Raw genomic sequence first — 22,224 nt, forward strand, 5'->3', positions numbered from 1 at the left:
GGCCCTTCTCGTGCGATGCGGCTGAGCGATGCTCAGGCGTTGGGGCGCTTGCCGTGGTTGGCGCCGCCCTTCTTGCGATCGCGACGCTTGCGTCCACGCTTGCTCATGGGGGTCTCCTCTCCGATGAAGCGGGCTTCGGTCAGTGGTCCATTCTGTCACACCGCGGGAGCGGTGCGCGTCAGGCGGTGGGCTCCGGGACGCCCAGCCACTGGTACCACCCGCGGTGCAGCACGAGCCACGCGATCAGCCCGTGCCCGGCCTGGCCCGGCAGGCCCTGGCCGGACGCCAGGTCCGAGCGCCACTGCTCGTGGCCCACGAGCGGCGTGAACGCGTCCACGTACACGTGGCGACGGCGGTCGGCCACGTCCAGGTACGCCGCGTTCAGCTCGGCGAGCCGCGCGTTGCGCTCCTCGTCGAGCGAGGGGGTGGGGCCGACCACGAGCACGGGGATGTCCCGCTGGGAGGCGGTGTCCAGCACGTTCGCGAGGTTGAGGCGCGAACGGGCCGAGGACGAGGCCTCGATGTCCAGGTCGGCGTCCGAGAGGGCCACCACGAGGCGATTCTCCGTGGTGGCGGAGAACCGCCGCGAGGCCTCGCCCCACCAGCGCTCGTTGAGCTGCTCCGTGGTCTCATGCGGCACCGCGAGGACGTAGTTCTCGAGGGTCACGTCCTGGGCGGACGTGCGGGCAAGCACGCGACCCCACCACCCGATGGCGCGGGCATCCCCCGCGCCGGCGAGGATGTGGTCGCCGACGGCGGCGATCCGGATCTGGCGAGACTGCACGGGTGTGTCCTTTCGCGCCGGCTCAGCGGCCGAACGAGGTGTCCAGGAGGGTCTGCAGCTCGGTGTCGTGCCGGCCCTTCGTGCCCGCCGAGGTGGAGGCGGAGGCCGGGCGGGAGACGAGGCGCACCTCGCGGCCCAGCTGAGGCACCAGGTTGAGGGCCATGAAGGGCCACGGGCCCTGGTTGGCCGGCTCGTCCTGCACCCACATGACCTCGGCGTCGCCGTAGGCGGCGAGCTGCTCGCGGATCTCCTCGAGGGGCAGCGGGTAGAGCTGCTCCACGCGGACGATCGCGGTCGTCTCGTCGCCGGACTTCTCGCGGCGGGCCAGGAGGTCGTAGTACAGCCGGCCGGAGACCAGGAGCACGCGCGTGACCTTCTTCGCGTCCACCCCGGCGTCCGGGATGACCGGCTGGAAGCGGCCCTGCGTGAAGTCCTCCACCGAGTTGGCCGCCGCCTTGAGACGCAGCAGCTGCTTGGGCGTGAACACGATCAGCGGCTTGCGCGGGCGGGCGTAGGCCTGCTCGCGCAGCAGGTGGAAGTGGCTCGCGCCGTTCGAGGGGTTCACCACGCGCATGTTGTCCTCGGCGCACATCTGCAGGAAGCGCTCGATGCGGGCGGAGGAGTGGTCCGGCCCCTGGCCTTCGTAGCCGTGGGGGAGCAGGAGCACCACGGAGGAGCTCTGCGACCACTTCTGCTCGGCCGAGGAGATGAACTCGTCGATCACGGTCTGCGCGCCGTTGAGGAAGTCGCCGAACTGCGCCTCCCACAGCACCAGGGCGTCGGAGCGCTCCACCGAGTAGCCGTACTCGAAGCCGAGGGCGGCGTACTCGGAGAGCAGCGAGTTGTAGACCCAGAACTTCGCCTGGTCCGGCGAGAGGTTCTTCAACGGCGTCCACTCCTCGTCCGTGACGCGGTCGTGGAACACCGAGTGGCGCTGCGTGAAGGTGCCGCGCTGCGAGTCCTGGCCCGCGAGGCGCACCGGCACGCCCTCCATCAGGAGGGAGCCGAACGCCGCGAGCTCCGCGAAGCCCCAGTCGATCCCGCCGTCCACGGCCATCTTGGCGCGGCGCTCCAGCAGGGTCGAGAGCTTCGGGTGGACGGTGAAGTCCTCCGGGGTCGCCAGGTGCGCCTCGCCGATGGCCCGCAGGGTCTCCGGGGAGATGGCCGTCTTGGCCGGGGCCTGGGGAGCGCGGTCGCGGTCGCTCGCGGGCTCGATGCCGCCGGTGCCCGAGGTGTCGGCGTTGGACTCGTGGGTCTCCGCGAACACGCGCTCGAGCTGCTGCTGGTAGTCCCGCAGCGCGGTGTCCGCCTCCTCCTGCGTGATGTCGCCGCGGCCCACGAGGGACTCGACGTACAGCTTGCGGGTGGAGCGCTTCTGCTCGATCAGGTTGTACATGCGCGGCTGCGTCATCGACGGGTCGTCGCCCTCGTTGTGGCCGCGGCGGCGGTAGCACACGAGGTCGATGACGACGTCCTTGTTGAAGCGCTGGCGGTACTCGAACGCCAGCTGGGCCACGCGCATCACGGACTCCGGCTCGTCGCCGTTCACGTGGAGGATCGGCGCCTGGATGCTCTTGGCCACGTCCGTGGCGTACACGGAGGAGCGGGCCTGGGAGGGCGGCGTCGTGAAGCCCACCTGGTTGTTGACGATGACGTGCACGGTGCCGCCGGTGCGGTAGCCGGGCAGCTGGGAGAGGTTGAGCACCTCGGTCACCACGCCCTGGCCGGCGAAGGCCGCGTCGCCGTGCACCAGGATCGGCAGCACGCTGAAGGAGTCCGGGTGCTCCGAGCCGAGGTCGAGGCGGTCCTGCTTCGCGCGGACGATGCCCTCCAGGACCGGGTCCACGGCCTCCAGGTGCGAGGGGTTGGCGGCGAGGTACACGCGGGTGCTGTTGCCGGCGTCGGACACGAAGGTGCCCTCCGTGCCCATGTGGTACTTCACGTCGCCGGAGCCGGAGGCGCCGTTCGGCGTGGCGCCCTCGAACTCCCGGAACACCTGGCCGTAGGTCTTGCCGGCGATGTTGGTGAGCACGTTCAGACGGCCGCGATGGGCCATGCCGATCGCCACCTCGTCCATGCCCGCGTCCGCGGCGTCGCCCAGGATGTGGTCCAGGAGGGGGATGAGGGACTCGCCGCCCTCGAGGGAGAAGCGCTTCTGGCCGATGTACTTGGTCTGCAGGAACGTCTCGAAGGCCTCGGCCGCGTTCAGGCGGCTGAGGATGCGCAGCTGCTCCTCGCGGGTCGGCTTGTTGTACGGGCGCTCGAGCTGGTCCTGGAACCAGGCGCGCTCGGCCGGGTTCTGGATGTGCATGTACTCGACGCCGATGGTGCGGCAGTACGCGTCCCGCAGCACGCCGAGGATGGCGCGGAGGGGCAGCGTGGACTGCCCTCCGAAGCCGCCCGTGGGCCACGGGCGGTCCAGGTCCCACAGGGTGAGGCCGTGCTCGCGGACGTCCAGGTCCGGGTGGGTGCGCATCGTGTACTCGAGCGGGTCCACGTTGGCCAGGAGGTGGCCGCGGTCCCGGTACGCGTGGATGAGCTGCTGCACGCGGGCGACCTTGCCGACCTGCTCGTCCGGGTTGACCTGGACGTCCTGGGCCCAGCGGACGGGCTCGTAGGGGATCCGCAGGGACTGGAAGACCTCGTCGTAGAAGCCGTCCTCGCCGAGCAGGTAGCCGTGGATGATCTTGAGGAACTCGCCCGAGCCGGCGCCCTGGATCACGCGGTGGTCGTACGTGGAGGTCAGCGTGATGGTGCGGGAGATCGCCAGGTCGTTGAGGGTGCTCTCCGCGGCGCCCTGGAAGGCGGCCGGGTAGGTGAGGGCACCGACGCCGATGATGGCGGCCTGGCCCTTGGAGAGGCGGGGCACGGAGTGCACCGTGCCGATGCCGCCGGGGTTGGTCAGCGAGACCGTGGTGCCGGCGTAGTCGTCCATGGTCAGCTTGTTCTTGCGGGCGCGCTGGACCAGGTCGTCGTAGGCCTGCCAGAAGCCGCGGAAGTCCAGGGTCTCGGCGGCCTTCACGTTGGGGACCACGAGCGCGCGCGTGCCGTCCGGCTTGGGCAGGTCGATGGCCAGGCCGAAGTTCACGTGGGCGGGCTCCACCATGGTGGGCTTGCCGTCGCGCTCCTCGTAGAGCACGTTCATGGCGGGCATCTCGTTCAGCGCGCGCACGATCGCGTAGCCGATGAGGTGCGTGAAGGAGACCTTGCCGCCGCGGGTGCGGGCCAGGTGGCTGTTGATCATGGCGCGGTTGTCCATGAGCAGCTTGGCGGGCACGTCGCGCACCGTGGTGGCGGTGGGCATGGAGAGGGAGGCGTCCATGTTGGAGGCCACGGCCTTGGCCATGCCCTTGAGCACGGTGGCCTTCTCCTCCTTCGTGGAGGCGCCCGCGGTGGGCTCGTCCTTGGCGGGCTCGGAGGGCACGGCCTGGGCGGCGGCCTTCTTGGCGCTGGTCTTGGCGGGCGCGGTCTTCGGCTGGGCGGTGGCGGGGGCGGCCGTCGCGGTCGCGGACGCGGCGCGGGTGTCCCCGCCGGTGCGGACCGGGGTGGCGTTCGCTGACGGCGCGGTGGCGGACTGCGGGCCGACGCCCTCGGCCGAGGCGGCCTTCGCGGGGGCGGGCTTCGACGGCGTGGCGGAGGCCGCCTGCTGCGGGGCGCTCGCCTCGAGGCGAGCGAAGATCTGTGCCCACTGACGATCCACGGAGCCCTCGTCGGCGCGGTACTTCCGGTAGATCTCGGCCACGAGCTTCTCGTTCCCGGGGAACTCCTGCGCGAGCCGATCAGACGTGAGTTCTGGCACTGTGCAACGCCTCTTCCTGAGCCTTGTGATGCGATGGTCCGACGGGGACCGCCCAGGGGAGCGGTCCGGTCGCGAGCGGTGCGCCCGTGCTGCCGCTGGCGGGCGCCTCCGAACATCATAGGTGCTCGGGCCCCGTCGGGGGCGAGGGCGGAGCGTCCGGCAGGGGCCGCGTCCCGGTCTGGGAGACTGGCCACATGCGCTTCCTCACCCCGCCGAGCGTCGACCTCACCTACAACGACGTGTTCCTCGTCCCCTCCCGCTCCGACGTCGCGAGCCGCATGGACGTGGACATCGCCCCGGACGACGCGACGGGCGGCTCCATCCCGCTCGTCTCGGCCAACATGACCGCCGTCACCGGCCGGCGCATGGTGGAGACGATGGCCCGCCGCGGCGGCCTCGGGATCCTGCCCCAGGACGTCCCCGCCGACGTGATCGCCGAGACGGTCGCCCGCGTGAAGTCCGCCCACCCCGTGGTGGACACCGCGCTGACGGTGCGCCCGCACGACACCGTCCTGGACCTGCTGCACCTCATGGACCGGCGCAACCACGGCGTCGTCGCGGTGGTGGACGCCGACGGCGGCCTCCTCGGCCTGGTCCGTCCGCGGGACTGCGACGACGTGGACCGCTTCGCCTCGGCGTCCTCCGTGATGCACCCGGCCGCGCTCACGCTGACCGCGGACGAGCTGGGCGGGGACGCCGGCGCCCACCCCGGCGCGGACGTGCTGCGCGCGGCCTTCGAGCGCCTGCACGCCGCCCACCTCGACGTGGCGCCCGTCGTCGAGTCCGGGACCGGCGGTGGGGCCCCGCGCCTGCGCGGCGTGGTCACCCGCGCGGGCCTGCTGCGCTCCTCCCTCTTCATGCCCAGCCGCGACGCCGGCGGACGGCTGCGCGTGGGCGCGGCCCTCGGCATCAACGGCGCCGTGGGGGAGAAGGCCTCCGCCCTCCTCGAGGCCGGCGTGGACGTGCTCGTGGTGGACACCGCGCACGGCCACCAGGAGACGATGCTCGACGCCCTCGCCGCGGTGCGCTCGCTCGACCCCGGGGTGCCGGTGGTCGCCGGCAACGTGGTGACCGCCGAGGGCGTGCACGACCTCGTGGCCGCCGGCGCCGACATCGTGAAGGTGGGGGTGGGCCCGGGCGCCATGTGCACCACGCGCATGCAGACCGCCGTCGGCCGCCCGCAGCTGTCCGCCGTGCTGGAGTGCGCGGCCGCCGCCCGCGAGGCCGGTGCCCGCGTGTGGGCCGACGGCGGGGTGAAGCACCCGCGTGACGTGGCCCTCGCCCTCGCGGCCGGGGCGAGCTCGGTGATGATCGGCTCGTGGTTCGCGGGCACGCTCGAGTCCCCGGGGGACCTCGTGCACGACGCCGACGGCCGCCGCCACAAGGAGAGCTTCGGCATGGCCTCGGCCCGGGCCGTCGAGCACCGCACGCGCCACGAGGACCCCTTCACCAAGGCCCGCAAGGGCATGTTCGAGGAGGGCATCTCCTCCTCGCGCATGGACGTGGACCCCCGCCGCCCCTCCGTGGAGGACCTGCTGGACACCATCACCGCCGGCGTCCGCTCCGCCCTCACGTACGCGGGTGCGCGGGACCTGGCGGAGTTCCGCGAGCGGGCCGTCCTGGGGCTGCAGTCCGCCGCCGGCTACGACGAGGGCCGGCCCGTGGCCGCCTCGTGGTGAGGCGGCGCGGCACGCCCGAAGGGGGCTCTCCGCCCGCGGCCCCGCCCCTATACTGGTCGCACTATGGATCACCCTGACACTGCTGTGCCAGCCTGCCCGTCCGCGCTCGCGGACGGGGCCGGATCGGAGCCTTCCAGTCCCGGCGTCGCCCGTTCGACGCCCACCCCGACTCCTCGGGGAGGGGGTGAGGCCCCGTGGAGTGGATCCTGCTGATCGCCGGCATCCTGCTCGTCCTGGGCACCGGATTCTTCGTGGCCGTCGAGTTCTCGCTCATCGCGATCGACGTGCCCACCGTGCAGCGGATGGTGGACCAGGGCGACCGCGGCGCCGAGCCGCTCCTGCGCTGCCTGAAGTCCCTGTCCACCCAGCTCTCCGCGTGCCAGCTGGGCATCACGCTCACCACGCTCCTGACGGGCTACGTCATGGACCCGGCGATCGGGCGCCTCGTGGACCCGCTCCTGATCGGGGCGGGCGTGCCCGAGGCGATCGCGGGCACCGTCTCGCTCGTCGTCGCCATGGTGACGGCCACGCTGCTCTCCATGCTGATCGGCGAGCTGGTGCCCAAGAACATGGCGATCTCCCAGCCCCTCCCCATCGGGCGTCGGCTCGCGCGGCCCATGCTCGTGTTCACGGCCGTCTTCCGGCCCGCGATCGCGGTCCTCAACGGCTTCTCCAACCGCGTCCTCGGGCGCTTCGGGATCGAGGCGAAGGAGGAGATCTCCGGCGCCCGCAGCCCTGAGGAGCTCTCCTCGCTCGTGCGGCGCTCGGCCCAGCTCGGCACGCTCGACCAGCAGACGGCCACGTTCCTGGACCGCACCCTGCGCTTCGCGGACCGCACGGCGGCCGACGTGATGACCCCGCGCATCCGCGTGGAGACCGTGGGCGAGGACGAGGGGCTCTCCCACGTCGTGGAGCTCGCCCGGCAGAGCGGCTTCTCCCGCTTCCCCGTGATCGGCGAGTCCTCGGACGACATCCGCGGCGTCGTGCACGTGAAGAGGGTCGCGGCCGTCCCCCGGGAGCGCCGCGCCGACCTCACGGCCGGCTCCCTCATGTCGGACATCATCCGCGTCCCCGAGACCGTCCACCTGGACCAGCTGCTCGCGGAGCTGCGCGAGGCCAACCTGCAGATGGCCGTGGTGGTGGACGAGTACGGCGGCACCGCCGGCGTCGTCACCCTCGAGGACGTGGTGGAGGAGATCGTGGGCGAGGTCGCCGACGAGCACGACCGGATCACCCCCGGCGTCCTGCAGACCGCCTCCGGACGCTGGTACTTCCCGGCCGATCTGCGCCCGGACGAGGCGCAGGCGCAGATCACCGCGCTGTCCGTCCCCGAGGACGGCGCCTACGAGACCATCGGCGGCTTCGTGATGGCCCGCCTCGGCCGCATCGCCCGGGTGGGCGACGTCGTGGCCGTCGACGGCGGATCGCTCTCGGTGGAGCGCATGGACGGACGGCGGGTGGAGCGCGTGCGCTTCGACCCGGTGCCCGCGGACAGGACGGAGGCCCGCGCATGAGCGAGGACGTGATCGGACTGCTCTGGCTGGTGGTCCTGCTGGTCGCCAACGCCTTCTTCGTGGCGGGCGAGTTCGCCGTCATGGGCGCTCGCCGCTCCCAGATCGAGCCGCGCGCCGAGGCAGGCTCCCGGCCGGCCACGACCGCCCTGTACGCCATGGAGCACGTCTCGGCGATGCTGGCCGTGTGCCAGCTCGGCATCACCGTGTGCTCGCTCCTGATCCTCAACGTCTCGGAGCCGGCCCTGCACCACCTGCTCGTGGTGCCGATGGAGGCCGTCGGCGTGCCCGCGGGCGTCGCGGACATCGCCGCGTTCGTCGTCGCCCTCCTGGTGGTCACGTTCCTCCACGTGACGTTCGGCGAGATGATCCCCAAGAACGCGGCGGTGTCGTTCGCCGATCGCGCCGTCATGCTCCTGGCCCAGCCGCTCGTGTGGCTCAGCCGCCTGCTCCACCCCATCATCGTGTCCCTGAACTGGGCCGCGAACCTCGTGCTGCGGGCGTTCGGGATCGAGCCGAAGGACGAGGTGGCCTCCTCCTTCACGCTCGAGGAGGTCCAGTCGATCGTGGCCGAGTCCACGCGCTCGGGCACCCTCGAGGACGAGTCCGGCGTGCTGCACTCCGCCCTGGAGTTCTCCTCCTACACGGCCGGCGACGTCATGGTCCCGCTGGAGCGCGTGGTCACGGTGCCGGAGGACGTCACCCCGCAGGCCTTCGAGTGGGCCGTGGGACGGGTGGGCTTCTCCCGCTTCGTGGTGGAGGACCCCGACGGCGGGTACACCGGCTACCTGCACCTCAAGGACGTGCTCATGGTGGCCCCCGACGCCTACGAGCGTCCCGTGCCGCTCACGCGCATCCGCTCCCTGGCCAACGTGCGCGCCGACGACGAGGTGGAGGACGCGCTCGCGCTCATGCAGCGCACCGGCTCCCACCTGGCGCGCGTGATCACCACGGAGGGCACCACCGTGGGCGTGCTGTTCCTGGAGGACGTCCTCGAGGAGCTCGTGGGTGAGATCCACGACGTCACGCAAACCCCACGGCGGATGCGGCTGGCCTGAGCGGGGCCCCGGGCGGCGGGGCGCCGGGACCTGCTAACATGAGAATCGTTAGCAACAAGACGCCCCGTCGGGCGCCGCCGCCCCCCCCGGAAGGACCCCTCGCCCGTGACCGCTCCCCGCCGTGCCCGCACTCTCGCCGCACCCCTCCTCGTGCTCGCCCTCGGGCTGAGCGCGTGCGGCTCCGAGGCCGGCGAGGGGGCCGGCCGCCCGGCCGCCGACCCGGGGGAGGGGAAGCCCGTCGCCGTGGCCACCACCACCCAGCTCGGATCGGTCCTCGCGGACGTCACGGCGTGCCGCGACGCGGAGTCCGGGACGATCATGGGCCCGGGCGACGATCCGCACGACGTGTCCCCGTCCTCCGAGCAGGTGGCCCAGATGGTCCGCGCCGGACTCGTGTTCTCCAACGGCCTCGGCCTCGAGGGCGGCATGGGGTCCGCGCTCGAGAATGCGAAGCGGGACGGCGCCGACGTCGTGGAGGTGGCACCTCGGCTGGACCCCCTGCCCTTCGGCGCCGGTGAGGCCGAGCACGCGGGGGAGAGTGCCGAGGAGCACGCCCACGAGGGCCACGCCCACGGCTCGCAGGACCCGCACGTCTGGATGGACGTGGCGCGCATGGCCACGGCCGCGTCGGTGATGGGCGACGCCCTGGCCGAGCACACCGGCGACGACGGCTACGCCGAGTGCGGGCGCCGCGTGCAGGGGGAGCTTGAGGACACCGACCGGCAGGTGCGCGAGATCCTGGCGGCCGTCCCCGCGGAGCGGCGCACGCTCGTCACCGACCACGACGCCTACGGCTACTTCGGAGCGGCGTACGGGTTCGAGGTGGCCGGCGTCGTGATCCCGGGCGGATCGACGGACGCGGAGCCCTCCTCCCAGGAGCTCGCGGCCCTGGCCTCCCAGGTGCGCGAGTCCGGCGCGGATGCGATCCTCACCTCCGTGGCAGCGGGCACGGGCCTCGTGGACGCGGTCTCCCGGGAGGCGGGGGACCTGCCGGTCGTGGAGCTGTACGAGTCCGGCGTCGGGCCCGCGGACTCCGCCGAGTCCGACTATGCCGACGCCATGCTCCACAACGCGCGGACGCTCGCCGACGCCCTCGCCGGCTGACCCGTCCCCCGCCGCGGGCACCGCCCGTGGCCCCACCGACACCGACCCTGAGGACCGACACCCCCGTGGACTGGCTGACCGACCCCTTCCTGCTGGGATTCCAGCAGCGCGCCCTGCTCGGCGGGCTCATCGCCGCACTCACGTGCTCCGTGGTGGGCACCTGGCTCGTGCTGCGCGGCATGAGCTTCTTCGGGGACGCGTTCGTGCACGGCGTCCTGCCGGGCATCGCGCTCGCCGTGGTGCTGGGCGGGAACCTGCACGTGGGCGCCGCCGTGGCCGCCGCCGTCATGATGGCCGGCATCTCGCTCGTCCACCGGGCCACCACCCTCAACGAGGACACGGCCATCGGCCTGCTGTTCGTGGGGATGATGGCCCTCGGCGTCGTGATCATCTCGCTCTCGGACTCCTACACGGGCTCCCTCACCGCCATCCTCTTCGGCGACGCCCTCGGCGTCTCGCCGGAGGGGCTGCGGGTGCAGGGCGCGATCGCGGCCGCCGTCGTGGTGCTGGGCCTGGTGCTGTACCGTCCGCTGCTGGCCCTGAGCTTCTCGGAGGCCAAGGCGCGCGCCCTCGGCATGCGCCCCCGGCTCACGCACGCGCTCCTGCTCGTGATGATCGGGGCCGCCGTGATCGGCTCGTTCCAGGCCGTGGGCACCGTGCTCGTGTTCGGCCTGCTCGTGGGCCCGCCCGCCACCGCCGCGCTGATCACGCGCACCGTGCCGTGGATGATGGCCGCCTCCATGCTGATCGGCGCCCTCTCCGTCACCCTCGGCCTGATCCTGAGCTTCCACTGGGGCACGGCCGGATCCGCCACCATGGCGCTCGTGCCGATCGTCCTGTTCTTCCTCGTCCTGGCCGTGCGCGCCGCGGTGCAGGCCGCCCGGGGGCGCCGCCTCCGCGCCGCGGCCCGCCGCACGCGTGACGGCCTCCCGACCCGCCGGAGCGTGACCTCGTGAACGACCCCCGGATCCTCGCCGAGGCCGCAGGCCTCGAGCTGCGCCACGGCGAGCACCAGGCCGTGGAGGCCTCCTCCTTCACGGTTCCCGCCGGGTGCGTGGTGGCTGTGATCGGGCCCAACGGCTCCGGCAAGTCCACCCTCCTGGCGGCGCTCGCGGGAGTGCTCGAGCCCGCGGCGGGCACCGTGCACGTGCTCGGCGAGCCCGCCGCCGAGCGGGCCCGCCGCACCGCCTTCGTGATGCAGTCCCTCCAGTTCCCGCAGGGCGTCCCGCTCACGGTGCGGGACGTGGTCACCATGGGCCGGTACCCGTCCCTCGGCTGGTTCGGACGCCTGAGGGCCGCCGACCGGGCCGCGGTGGACGCGGCGATGGAGCGCATGCGGGTCACGGACCTGGCGGCGCGGCACCTCGACCAGCTCTCCGGCGGCCAGCGGCAGCGCGTGTACGTCGCACAGGGTCTGGCCCAGGAGCATGACGTGCTCATGCTGGACGAGCCGGTCACCGGCCTCGACCTGGTCTCGGCCCGCACGATCGACGACCTGATCCACGAGCAGCCGCACGAGGGGGTCTCCGTGGTGTTCACGACCCACGACCTCGACGAGGCGGCCGCGGCGGACCATGTGGTCCTCATGGGCGGACGCGTGGTCGCCTCGGGCGTGCCCGCCCACGTGCTCACGGAGGAGAACCTCGAGCGGGTCTACGGGCGCGGCGCGCTCCACCGGCCCGTGTTCGGGCATCTGGACGACCCCGCCGGGGGGCCTGAGCACCGCTAGGCGCCCAGGGGCTCAGCCCGCCGCGGCCGCCGTGCACGCGGCGCAGAGGCCGGTGATCTCCACGGTGTGGTCCGTGGCCGTGAACCCGTGCACGGCGGCGACGGCGGCCGCCCACCGCTCGACGGGCGGGGCCGTGAGCTCCACGGTGGCCCCGCACGAGCGGCACACGAGGTGGTGGTGATGGCCCTGCGCGGCGCACCGGCGGTACACGGACTCGCCGTCCTCGCGCCGGAGGACGTCCACGGTGCCGTCCTCGAGCTGCTGCTGCAGCGTGCGGTACACGGTGGCGAGGGAGACGCGCTCGCCGGCGTCCTTGAGGTGGGCGTGGAGCTCCTGGGCACTGACGAAGTCCTCGAGCTCGTCCAGGGCACGGTCCACAGCCGCCTTCTGGCGGGTGGCGCGCACGCGTCCGGCGCGGGGGTCGGGAGCGGTGCTGGTCACGCTGACGGTCCTCCTTCCGCGGCCGGATCCGAACGGTCCCGGGGGGCTTCGCGGAGCCGATGACCGGCTCCTGGGCACTCGTCCCAGGCTATCAGCGGGGCCGGATCCGGCGTGGTGCCCCGGGCACACGGGGCGCGTCGCGGGGCGTCCGCCGCGCGGTGAGCGTTACGGACCGTCACGTATGGTGTGCGGGTGCACACCCTTCCCTCCGACGCCCCGGCCCCGATCCGCCCCGCCTCCGCGGCGTCCGTCGTCACGGTGGACGTGCTGGCCGGCTGGCTCCGACTGGCGCCCGCGATGGAGGCGGAGCCCGTCCCGGCCGTCCCCGCCTACGTGCAGGCCGACGCCCCCGCACCGCGGCGCCTCGTGCTCCTCGACATCCGCTACGAGCTCGGCAGCGGTGCGACCGACCATGAGGGCTATCTCCACGGCCACCTGCCCGGCGCCGTCTACGTGGCCCTGCCGAGCCGGCTCGCCGGCCCGCCCGGGACCCTGGAGGGCCGTCACCCGCTGCCGGATCCGGCGGACTTCGCGGAGACGGTGCGCATGTGGGGGATCGACGACGGCGACACCGTGGTCGTGTACGACGACATCGGCGGCCTCGCCGCCGCGCGCGCCTGGTGGCTGCTGCGCCACGGGGGGCTGCCCCACGTGCTGCTGCTCGACGGCGGGCTGGATGCGTGGCGAGAGGCCGGACTGCCGCTGCAGTCGGGCGAGGTGATCCCCACGCCGGGCTCGGCGACCATCCAGTGGGGCCGCATGCCCGTGGTGGACGCCGCCGGCGCCGAGGAGATCGCCGAGCGCGGCCTGCTCCTCGACGCCCGCGCCGCCGAACGGTATCGCGGAGAGGTCGAGCCCCTCGATCCGATGGCCGGCCACATCCCCGGCGCCCACAGTCTGCCGACCGCGCAGAACCTCCGCCCCGACGGTCGCCTCCTGCCGCCCGAGCAGCTCGCGGCGCGCTTCGCGGCGGCCGGGGTGCGGGACGACGTCCGGGTGGCCGTCTACTGCGGATCCGGCGTCACGGCCGCCCATCAGGTCCTCGCGATGACCGTGGCGGGCCATCCCGGGGCGGCGCTCTTCCCCGGCTCCTGGTCCTCATGGGTCCACGATCTGGCCCGGCCGGTGGCCGTGGGGGCCTCTCCTGACGGACACTGAGGGCGGACCCTCGGCGGGCCGTGCGCCCGCCCACCCCGCAGATCCGGAAGGACACCCCATGACCAGCGTCTTCACCCGCATCATCGCCGGAGAGCTCCCCGCCCGCTTCGTCTGGCAGGACGAGCAGTGCGTCGCCTTCCTCTCGGCGGGCCCCCTGGCCCAGGGGCACACGCTCGTGGTGCCCCGCGAGGAGGTGGACCAGTGGGTCGACGCCGATCCCGGGCTCCTCGCCCACCTCATGCAGGTCGCACAGCGGATCGGCCGCGCGCAGGTGGATGCGTTCGGTGCGCAGCGCGCCGGCCTGATGGTGGCCGGCTACGAGATCCCGCACCTGCACGTGCACGTGTGGCCGTCCAACTCCATGGACGACTACGACATGGCCCGCGTGGACAACTCGCCCGAGCCGAAGGACCTCGAGGAGGCCGCGCGGCGCATCCGCGACGGACTGCGCTCGGCCGGCCACACCGCCGCCGTCCCGCAGGACTGACGCCGCCGGTGCCGTCCGGGCCTCAGGCCCGGGCGGCGGCGGCCAGTGCCTGGCGCACCCGCTTCTCCGAGACGGACACGGCCGTGCCCAGCTCCTGGGCGAAGAAGGAGACGCGCAGCTCCTCGATGAGCCAGCGCACGCGCTCGAGCTCCGCCGGCACGGGAGTGCCGGCGAAGCGGGCGCGGTGCGCGGCCACGGCGGCGTCGAAGTCGTCCTCGAGGCGCTGGACCACCGCCATGGCCTGGCCGTCGCGCTGCAGGTGCCCGCCGGCGTCGAGGCGGTCCAGGCGCGTCAGCATGCCCTGCACGTAGCGGGGCAGGTGCTGCAGCTGCTCCCACCCCGTGGTGGCCGCGAAGCCGGGGAACACGAGCTGCTCGAGGTGGGCCTTGACGTCCGACTTCGCCGGCGCCGTCGCGAGGGAGACGGAGCCCTTGAGCCGGCGGCGCACCTCCGCGGCGCGGGAGAGCACCTGCTCCACGAGCTTCGTGACCGCGAACACGGTGTCGATGAGGTCGGCGCGGACCCGGTCGAACAGCGCCCGGAACTCGGCCTCGCCGAACGGGAGCTCCGGGCCGACGAGCCGGTCCACAGCGGCCTGCGTGCAGTCCGCCACGAGCGAGTCCACCGAGCCGTGCGGGTTCTGCGTGAACGCGAGCTTCTCCCGGTTGTCGAGGTGGTCCAGCACGTAGCGCTGCGGGCTGGGAAGGGCGGCCAGCAGGAGCCGGATCACGCCGGCGCGGTGCCACGCGGCCTGGTCCTCGGCCGAGCGGGCCACGGTGAGCCCCGCCGCGGGGCGGCCCTCCGGCGTCGTCTCGGGGACGAGTGCGGGGTAGCCCGTGATCGCGGGGCCGCGGCCGCCCGCCTCCGTGGTGATCTTGCGGGGCACGGTGCCCACGCTCCACGTGGTCAGTCCATGCCGCTCCGCGAACGCGGGGGCGGCACGGCCGGCGTCGGGCGCGGTCGACGACGGCCCACCGTCCCCGTGACCCGCCGCCTGGGTGGAGGACTCGGCACCCTGACGGTCCTTCCCCTGCCCGCGGCGTCCCCGGCCGCCGTCGCGACCGTCGGCGCCCCCACGATCCGAGCCCCGGCCGTCCTGGCGGGGTCCCGGGCGCGCGTTCGCGGAGTCGTCCGTGCCGGCCAGGCGGGCCGCGATGGCCGAGCGGTTCGCCTGGGAGAGGCGAGACTGGAGGGCGGGGAGGTCCTGGCCGGCGCCCATGACGGCGCCGCGGGCGTCCACCACGCGGTAGTCCATCCGCAGGTGCGGGGGCACCGCGTCGGGCGCCCAGACCTCCGGCTCCACCACGATCCCGCGGACCCGGCGCACGGCGGCCGAGAGCGCCGCGGGCAGGTCGTCCGTGAGCGGGTCCGCGTGCTCTGCGAGGTCGGCCACGAGCTGCCGGGCCACGTCCGGGGCGGGCACGAGGTTCCTGCGCACGGCCTTGGGGAGGGCCTTGATGAGCGCCGTGACGAGCTCCACGCGCAGACCGGGCACGAGCCACGCGAACGGGCTCGGGGCCACCTGGTTCAGGAGGAGGACCGGGACGGCCACCGTGACGCCGTCCGTGCCGGAGGCGCCCGTGGGGTCGAACGTGTACTCGAGGTCGAGGTCCACGTCGCCGCCGAGCAGCGGATAGCGGAAGGTCGTGGGGAACGCGTCCGTGTCGAGGTCCGCGGCGTCCTGCGTGAGGAGGGCGTCCACGTCGAGGTCCAGCAGGTCCGGCTGCTCCTGGCGCGCCTTCTTCCACCATGCGTCGAAGTGGCGCTCGGAGACGACGTTCGCGGGGACCCGCGCGTCGTAGAAGGCGAAGAGGTCCTCGTCGCCCACGCGCAGGTCGCGGCGGCGCAGGCGCGTCTCGAGGGCCTCGACCTCCTCGAGGGCGCGGCGGTTGCGGGCGAAGAAGTGGTGGCGTGTGCGCCAGTCGCCCTCCACGAGGGCGTGGCGGATGAAGAGCTCGCGGGAGAGCCCCGGGTCGATGCGACCGAAGCGCACGGAGCGGTCCGGCACGAGGGTGACGCCGAAGAGCGTGACCTTCTCCTGCGCGACGACGGAGCCGGCGCGGCGCGACCAGTGCGGCTCGTTGTACGTGCGCTTCACCAGGTCGCCCGCCACCTCCTCGGCCCACTCCGGCTCGATCCGGGCGACGGAGCGGGCCCACAGGCGGGAGGTCTCCACGAGCTCGGCCGCCATGATGAACGGGTGGCGCTTCTTGAACAGCGCGGAGCCGGGGAACACGGCGAACCGGGTGCCCCGCGCGCCCGCGTACTCGCGGCGGCGCTCGTCGTAGGAGCCGATCTGCGAGAGCAGGCCCGTCAGCAGCGACTTGTGCACGGCCTCGTGCTGGCCCACCGGGTCCACGGGACCGGCCTGGACCGTGACGCCCACGTCCTTGGCGATCTGGCGCAGCTGCTGGACGAGGTCCTGCCACTCGTGCACGCGCAGCCAGTTCAGGTGCTCGCGGCGGCACATCTTGCGGAACTGCGAGCCGGAGAGCTCCTTCTGCTGCTCTCGCAGGTAGGCCCACAGACGGAGGATCGCGGAGAAGTCCGAGTTCTCGTCCGCGAACCGGCGGTGCATCTCGTCCGCCGCCTCGCGCTGCTCGGTGGGGCGCTCCCGGGGGTCCTGGATGGTGAGCGCGGCGGCAATCACCATGACCTCCCGCACGCAGCCGCGCTCGCCCGACTCCAGGATCATGCGGCCCAGGCGCGGGTCCACGGGCAGGCGGGCCAGCCGGCGCCCGATCGGCGTGATGGTCCCCGCCTTGGCGGCGAGCGCGCCGAGTTCGGTGAGTGCGGTGGCGCCGTCGGTGACCTGGCGGCCGTCCGGGGGCTGGAGGAAGGGGAAGTCCTTCACGTCCGCGGGCGTCCGCGCGACGCCGAGGGACATCATCTGGAGGATGACGGAGGCCAGCGAGGTGCGCAGGATCTCCGGGTCGGTGAACTCGGGGCGGGAGAGGAAGTCCTCCTGCGAGTACAGGCGGATCGCGATGCCGTCGCTCGTGCGGCCCGAGCGCCCCGAGCGCTGGTTGGCGCTCGCCTGGGACACGCGCTCGATCGGCAGACGCTGCACCTTCGTGCGGTTCGAGTAGCGGGAGATGCGGGCCGTGCCCGTGTCGATCACGTACTTGATGCCCGGCACCGTCAGCGAGGTCTCGGCGACGTTGGTGGCCAGCACGATCCGCCGGCGCACCCCGGACGCCGCGCGGCCGAACACGCGGTGCTGCTCGGCCATCGAGAGGCGGCCGAACAGGGGCAGGATCTCTGTCCCGGCGAGGCGCTTCGAGCCTGCGACGACGCCGGCCAGGTGGTCCGCGGCGTCGCGGATCTCCCGCTCGCCGGGCAGGAACACGAGGATGTCCCCGGTCGGCTCCGCGGCCAGCTCAAGGACGGCATCGCCGATCGCGTCGAGGGGGTCACGCGTCTCCGCGGCGTCGTCGGCGTCGTCGTCGGGATCGTCGGGGGAGGGCTCGTCGGTGAGCGGCCGGTAGCGGATCTCGACCGGGAACGTGCGGCCCGAGACCTCGATGACCGGGGCGGGGACGACGTCGGCCTGCTCCTCCGGCACCCCGTCCGCCACGCGCTCGGCGCGCTCGGCGTCCGTGGCGGGTCGGCCGAAGTGACGCGCGAACGACTCGGGGTCGATCGTGGCCGAGGTGATGATCACCTTCAGGTCCGGGCGCTGCGGCAGCAGCTGCCGGAGGTAGCCCAGGAGGAAGTCGATGTTGAGGCTGCGCTCGTGCGCCTCATCGATGATGATCACCGAATAGCGCTTCAGGAGCGGATCGTGGGGGATCTCGGCCAGCAGGATGCCGTCCGTCATGACCTTGACCCGGGTCTGCTTGGAGGTCTGCGCCGTGAAGCGCACCTGGTAGCCGACCGTCTGGCCGATCGGCTCGCCGATCTCCTCGGCGATGCGCTCGGCCACCGAGCGGGCGGCGAGGCGGCGGGGCTGGGTGTGGCCGATCGTCCCGGCGTCCCCGAGGCCCAGGGCCAGGCACATCTTGGGCAGCTGGGTCGTCTTGCCGGAGCCGGTCTCGCCCGCGACGATCACCACCTGGTGGTCGCGGATGGCCGCCATGATCTCCTCGCGGCGCTCCGCCACCGGCAGGTGCTCGGGGAAGGAGAGCTCGCGCGGGGCGGGGGAGGTGGGGGTGCTGCCGGGGGCGTCGACGGGCGCGGTGGGGGCGGCGTCGGGGGTCCCGGGGCGTGAGGAGTCGGTCATGGCCGGACCAGTCTACGGAGGCCGGTCGGCGCCGCGCGGGGTGTTCGCCGCGGAGGGATGACGTCCCCGCGGGTGTGGGCCTCGTCATCGCCGTGAGCCGGGCATTCTGTCACACGGACTTTCGGCTGGGGTTCAGGGACGATCTGTGGAACTCTGGAATAATGGACATGAACACGATCTATTTGTTATTGGCAATCGGCTTGTACTTCGCCGCCATGGTGGCGATCGGCCTGTACGCCTCGAAACAGAACTCCGACCTGGACGATTACCTCCTGGCCGGGCGAAACATGAAGCCCTCGGTGGCCGCTCTCTCCGCCGGCGCCTCGGACATGTCCGGCTGGCTGCTCATGGGCCTGCCCGGCGCCATCTATGCCGCCGGCCTCGTCGAGGGCTGGATGGCCGTCGGCCTCGTCGTCGGCGCCTGGGTGAACTGGAAGGTCGTGGCCCCGCGCCTGCGCTCCTACACCGAAGTCTCCGGAAACTCCGTGACGATCCCCTCCTTCCTGGAGAACCGCTTCAAGGACCGCACGCACATCCTGCGCATCGTGGCCGGCCTCATCATCCTCGTCTTCTTCACGTTCTACGTGTCCTCCGGCATGGTGGCCGGCGGCAAGTTCATCGAGTCGACCTTCGGGCCGGACTCGCTCTACGCCGAGGGCATCAGCATCAACTACCTCACCGGCATGATCGTGGTGGCCGGCATCACCGTGCTGTACACCCTCTTCGGCGGCTTCCTGGGCGCATCCCTGACCGACGTGGCCCAGGGCATCCTCATGTTCCTCGCGCTGGTGATCGTGCCGATCGTCGTGATCATCTCCATGGGCGGCTGGGACGCCGTCGTGGAGGGCCTGCGTGCCGCCGATGCCGCCTCGGCGGCGGCCGGTGACCCCGTGGACCACTTCTCGCTGTTCGCCAACGCGACACTGATCGGCGTCCTCTCCTCGCTCGCGTGGGGCCTCGGCTACTTCGGCCAGCCGCACATCATCGTGCGCTTCATGGCGCTGCGCACCGCCCAGGATGCGACCGTCGCCCGGCGCGTGGGCATCACGTGGATGACGCTCTCCGTGTTCGGCGCCGTCCTCACCGCGCTCGTGGGCATCGCGTACTTCCAGGCCAACCCGGGCACCACGCTCGCCGACCCGGAGACCGTGTTCCTCGTGCTCTCCTCCATCATGTTCCACCCGTTCATCGCGGGCCTCGTGCTGGCGGCCGTGCTCGCCGCCGTCATGTCCACCCTGTCCTCGCAGCTCGTGGTGTGCTCCTCCGCTCTCGTGGAGGACCTGTTCAAGGTGGGCGGGCGCACCGCCTCCCCGAAGACGCTGCTGTGGATGGGCCGCCTCGGTGTGCTCGTGATCGCCCTGATCGCCGGCCTGCTCGCGCTGAACCCGGACTCCTCCGTGCTCGACCTCGTGTCCTTCGCGTGGGCCGGCTTCGGCGCCGCGTTCGGCCCCGTGATCCTGCTCGCCCTGTACTGGGAGAAGTTCACCTCGTGGGGCGCGATGGCCGCCATGGTCGTCGGCGCCGCCGTGGCGTGGTCCTGGTCCGAGGCCTCCGCGGACACGTGGAGCTGGTTCGGCCTCTACGAGCTCCTGCCCGGCTTCGTCGCCGCGCTGATCGCGGGCGTCCTCGTCTCGCTGTTCACCCAGCGCTCGCGCCACGTCCAGGCGCACATCGAGCGTGAGTTCACCGGCGCGATCGACATCGTGCAGGGCCGCGAGCCGGTCACCGGCTCCGGTCCGGCCGTGGCGAACAGCGGCCCGGCCGGCTCCACCGCCGCGCCGACCGCCTGACCTCTCGCTGACCGTTCCGCCGAGGGCGGGGCGCCCGCCATGCCGTGTGCATGGCCGGTGCCCCGCCCTCGGCGCGTTCGAGAGCCTGCGGGCATGAGGATCTTCCCGGCCGGTGAGGGTCAGCCCTGAAGCGGACCCTGCACCGTGTAGAGGCGCTTGTTGGCGAACTCGTCCACGGCGTGCGGGCCGAGCTCCCGGCCGAAGCCCGAGCGCTTGACGCCGCCGAACGGCAGGTTCGGGCCGGCCGGGGCGTACTGGTTCACGTTCGCCATGCCCACGGCGAGGCGATCGGCCACGCCCTTCGCCTCCTCGAGGTCGGTGGAGAACACGGCGCCGCCCAGGCCGTACTGCGAGTCGTTGGCCAGGGCGACCGCCTCCTCGGCGGAGGACACCTTGTAGACGACGGCCGCAGGGCCGAAGAGCTCCTCGCGGAACACGCGGTTGTCCTTCTCCACATCCGTGATGACGGCCGGGGAGACGTAGAAGCCGCCGCCGGACGGACCCGCCACGCGCTCGCCGCCCACGTGCACGGTGGCACCGCCCGCGCGGGCCGCCGCGACCTGCTCCGCGAGGCCGTCCGCCGCGGACTCGGAGGACAGGGGGCCGTAGATGCCCGCGTCACGCGACGCGGGGTCGCCCGGGACGAGCTTGCGGGCCTCGGCCACGAGCTCGGCGACGAACTCCTCGTAGATGTCGTCCATCACGATCATGCGCTTGTTGGAGTTGCAGGCCTGGCCCCAGTTGCCCAGGCGGGTCCGCAGGGCGTCACGCGCGGCGGCGCGGACATCCGGCGTGGAGAGCACGATGTACGGATCGGAGCCGCCGAGCTCCAGCACGCACTTCTTGAGGTGGCGGCCGGCCTGTTCGCCCACCGCCGCGCCGGCGCGCTCCGAGCCGGTGAGGGACACGCCCTGCACCCGCGGGTCCGCGATGATCGTGGAGACCTGATCGTGGGTGGCGAAGAGGTTCTGGTACACGCCCTCCGGCAGTCCGGCCTCCCGGAACAGGTCCTCGAGGAGCTGAGCGGTCTGGGGGTTGATCTCGGCGTGCTTGAGCAGGATGGTGTTGCCGAGGACCAGGTTCGGTGCGGCGAAGCGGGCCACCTGGTACACGGGGAAGTTCCAAGGCATGATCCCCAGCAGGGGGCCGAGCGGCAGCTTCTGGATGAACGCCTCCTGACCGGAGAAGTCCTTGACGGGCTCGTCCGCGAGCATCTCCTCCGCGCCGTCCGCGTAGTAGGCGAAGATCTGGGCGCTGTAGCGGACCTCTCCCACGGCCCCGCCGAGGGCTTTGCCCATCTCCGTGGTGATGAGCGTCGCGATGTCCTTCGCACGCTCGGCGAGCAGCTCGGCGATGCGCTTCACCACGGCCGCGCGCTCGGCCACGGTCTTCGCGGACCAGGACTCGTAGGCGGCCTGGCTCGCGTCGAGGGCCTCGGCGACCTGCTGGTCCGTGGCGGGCTCGAACTCCTGGACGAGCTCCCCGGTGGCCGGGTTGATCGTGCGATACGTGGTGGAGGCGGTCTGGGACGCGGTCATGCTGACTCCTTCATCGAGGCCGGCGCCGCACCGCGACGTCGGGTTCTCCTGCCATCCTGCCTCCTCTCCTCCGCTCAGCCCCAGACGCCGGACGCGCCCCTTCGCCAGGAGCCGAGCAGGTGGGTGTCCACCACGCCGACCGCCTCCATCAGGGCGAAGCATGTCGTCGGACCGACGAACCGCGCACCGCGCCGCTTGAGCTCCTTCGCCAGGGCGCGGGACTCGTCCGAGGTGGACGGGATGTCCGCCGGCGTCTCCGGGCGCGGGGACTCGGCGGGCTGATGGGACCAGACCAGCCCGGCGACGCCCCGCACGGGACGGTCGCCCTCGCCCTGCCATCCGGGGCCGGCCCCCGGCGAGGCGGCGTGCAGGGGCGTGAACTCGTCCGCCCGCATGTCGACGACGGCCCGCGCCGTGGCGACGGCCGCGAGGATCTTCGCCCGGTTGCGGATGATGCCGGCGTCCGACATGAGCCGCGCGACGTCGCCCTCGCGGAAGGCCGCGACCGCGTCCGGGTCGAAGCCGACGAAGGCCTCGCGGAAGCGGGGCCGCTTCGCCAGGACCGTCCGCCAGCTCAGGCCCGCCTGGAACGCCTCGAGGACGAGCCGCTCGAACACGCCCGCCTCGTCCGTGACGGGGACGCCCCACTCCTCGTCGTAGTAGGCGCGCAGCAGGGGGTCGGCGGCGGCCCAGGCGGGACGGGCCCGGCCGCCGTCGCCGATGACCAGGGCGGGGGACTCGGCGCCGGGGGGAGTCCGGGTCCCGTGCGTGGTGTCGGTGTCCATGCGGCCAGGCTAGGGGAGCGATGGCACGGGTCGTCAGCCGGGGAGGCCGCCGGTGGACGCGCTCCCCGGTGCGGGCGCCGGTGCAGGAGCGGCGGCGCAGCACGTGGACCAGGCGGTGCTCTCGCGCACGCCGCCAGGG

The 22,224-nt window shown here is 72.9% G+C and carries 15 protein-coding genes; 9 read left to right on the forward strand and 6 right to left on the reverse strand.

Translation table 11 applies throughout. The features are described 5' to 3' along the window. Nucleotides 1-178: 178 nt before the first annotated feature. Together AB0302_RS00600 and AB0302_RS00605 are read right to left on the reverse strand one after the other, a co-directional pair. Complete coding sequence (locus tag AB0302_RS00600; protein WP_248115197.1) at nucleotides 179-784, reverse strand: GDSL-type esterase/lipase family protein; 606 nt, start codon at nucleotides 782-784, stop codon at nucleotides 179-181. A gap of 22 nt (nucleotides 785-806) precedes the next feature. After that, nucleotides 807-4,583 (reverse strand): multifunctional oxoglutarate decarboxylase/oxoglutarate dehydrogenase thiamine pyrophosphate-binding subunit/dihydrolipoyllysine-residue succinyltransferase subunit, encoded by a 3,777-nt coding sequence (locus AB0302_RS00605; protein WP_366370218.1) that lies wholly within the window; start codon nucleotides 4,581-4,583, stop codon nucleotides 807-809. A 194-nt stretch (nucleotides 4,584-4,777) separates the two neighbouring features. Here AB0302_RS00605 and AB0302_RS00610 point away from each other — a divergent pair, with 194 nt between their 5' ends. The 6 genes from AB0302_RS00610 (at nucleotide 4,778) to AB0302_RS00635 (ending at nucleotide 11,664) form a co-directional block, all read left to right on the forward strand. Continuing rightward, nucleotides 4,778-6,262 (forward strand): GuaB1 family IMP dehydrogenase-related protein, encoded by a 1,485-nt coding sequence (locus tag AB0302_RS00610; protein WP_319074780.1) that lies wholly within the window; start codon nucleotides 4,778-4,780, stop codon nucleotides 6,260-6,262. 194 nt (nucleotides 6,263-6,456) lie between these two features. Then, nucleotides 6,457-7,776: a hemolysin family protein gene (locus AB0302_RS00615; RefSeq protein ID WP_366370219.1), complete on the forward strand. Its 1,320-nt coding sequence runs from the start codon at nucleotides 6,457-6,459 to the stop codon at nucleotides 7,774-7,776. Further along, a complete protein-coding gene (locus tag AB0302_RS00620) occupies nucleotides 7,773-8,831 on the forward strand; it encodes a hemolysin family protein (RefSeq protein ID WP_248115193.1) in 1,059 nt (352 codons plus the stop codon). Before AB0302_RS00615 ends, AB0302_RS00620 begins: the two co-directional genes overlap by 4 nt. A gap of 105 nt (nucleotides 8,832-8,936) precedes the next feature. Then, nucleotides 8,937-9,935 carry a metal ABC transporter substrate-binding protein gene (locus AB0302_RS00625; protein ID WP_366370220.1) on the forward strand — a complete coding sequence of 333 codons (999 nt, stop codon included), beginning with the start codon at nucleotides 8,937-8,939 and terminating at the stop codon, nucleotides 9,933-9,935. 65 nt (nucleotides 9,936-10,000) lie between these two features. Further along, nucleotides 10,001-10,891 (forward strand): metal ABC transporter permease, encoded by an 891-nt coding sequence (locus AB0302_RS00630; RefSeq protein ID WP_366370221.1) that lies wholly within the window; start codon nucleotides 10,001-10,003, stop codon nucleotides 10,889-10,891. Further along, nucleotides 10,888-11,664, forward strand: coding sequence for an ABC transporter ATP-binding protein (locus AB0302_RS00635; RefSeq protein ID WP_298712915.1), 777 nt, complete (start codon nucleotides 10,888-10,890; stop codon nucleotides 11,662-11,664). Before AB0302_RS00630 ends, AB0302_RS00635 begins: the two co-directional genes overlap by 4 nt. 12 nt (nucleotides 11,665-11,676) lie before the next feature. On the opposite strand, the gene AB0302_RS00640 is transcribed toward AB0302_RS00635, so the two are convergent. Further along, the gene (locus tag AB0302_RS00640) at nucleotides 11,677-12,105 is read right to left on the reverse strand and encodes a transcriptional repressor (RefSeq protein ID WP_298712918.1); all 429 of its coding nucleotides are present in this window, start codon (nucleotides 12,103-12,105) and stop codon (nucleotides 11,677-11,679) included. Nucleotides 12,106-12,297: 192 nt separating this feature from the next. Here AB0302_RS00640 and AB0302_RS00645 point away from each other — a divergent pair, with 192 nt between their 5' ends. Further along, on the forward strand, nucleotides 12,298-13,263 hold the full coding sequence (locus AB0302_RS00645) for a sulfurtransferase (protein ID WP_366370222.1): 966 nt from the start codon (nucleotides 12,298-12,300) through the stop codon (nucleotides 13,261-13,263). 58 nt (nucleotides 13,264-13,321) lie between these two features. Beyond that, nucleotides 13,322-13,750: an HIT family protein gene (locus AB0302_RS00650; RefSeq protein WP_248115187.1), complete on the forward strand. Its 429-nt coding sequence runs from the start codon at nucleotides 13,322-13,324 to the stop codon at nucleotides 13,748-13,750. A gap of 22 nt (nucleotides 13,751-13,772) precedes the next feature. Here the strand turns inward: AB0302_RS00650 and hrpA are convergent, their stop codons facing one another. Continuing rightward, a complete protein-coding gene (gene hrpA, locus AB0302_RS00655) occupies nucleotides 13,773-17,972 on the reverse strand; it encodes an ATP-dependent RNA helicase HrpA (RefSeq protein WP_366370223.1) in 4,200 nt (1,399 codons plus the stop codon). Between the two features lie 161 nt (nucleotides 17,973-18,133). Here hrpA and putP point away from each other — a divergent pair, with 161 nt between their 5' ends. Beyond that, nucleotides 18,134-19,762 carry a sodium/proline symporter PutP gene (gene putP, locus AB0302_RS00660; protein ID WP_319075376.1) on the forward strand — a complete coding sequence of 543 codons (1,629 nt, stop codon included), beginning with the start codon at nucleotides 18,134-18,136 and terminating at the stop codon, nucleotides 19,760-19,762. 119 nt (nucleotides 19,763-19,881) lie between these two features. On the opposite strand, the gene AB0302_RS00665 is transcribed toward putP, so the two are convergent. Continuing rightward, a complete protein-coding gene (locus AB0302_RS00665; protein WP_366370224.1) occupies nucleotides 19,882-21,300 on the reverse strand; it encodes an NAD-dependent succinate-semialdehyde dehydrogenase in 1,419 nt (472 codons plus the stop codon). A 74-nt stretch (nucleotides 21,301-21,374) separates the two neighbouring features. Beyond that, nucleotides 21,375-22,085, reverse strand: a complete 711-nt coding sequence (locus AB0302_RS00670) for a DNA-3-methyladenine glycosylase I (RefSeq protein WP_366370225.1) — start codon at nucleotides 22,083-22,085, stop codon at nucleotides 21,375-21,377. Nucleotides 22,086-22,224 lie beyond the last annotated feature (139 nt).

The organism is Micrococcus sp. NPDC078436, assembly GCF_040702705.1.
Taxonomy (GTDB): Bacteria; Actinomycetota; Actinomycetes; order Actinomycetales; family Micrococcaceae; genus Micrococcus.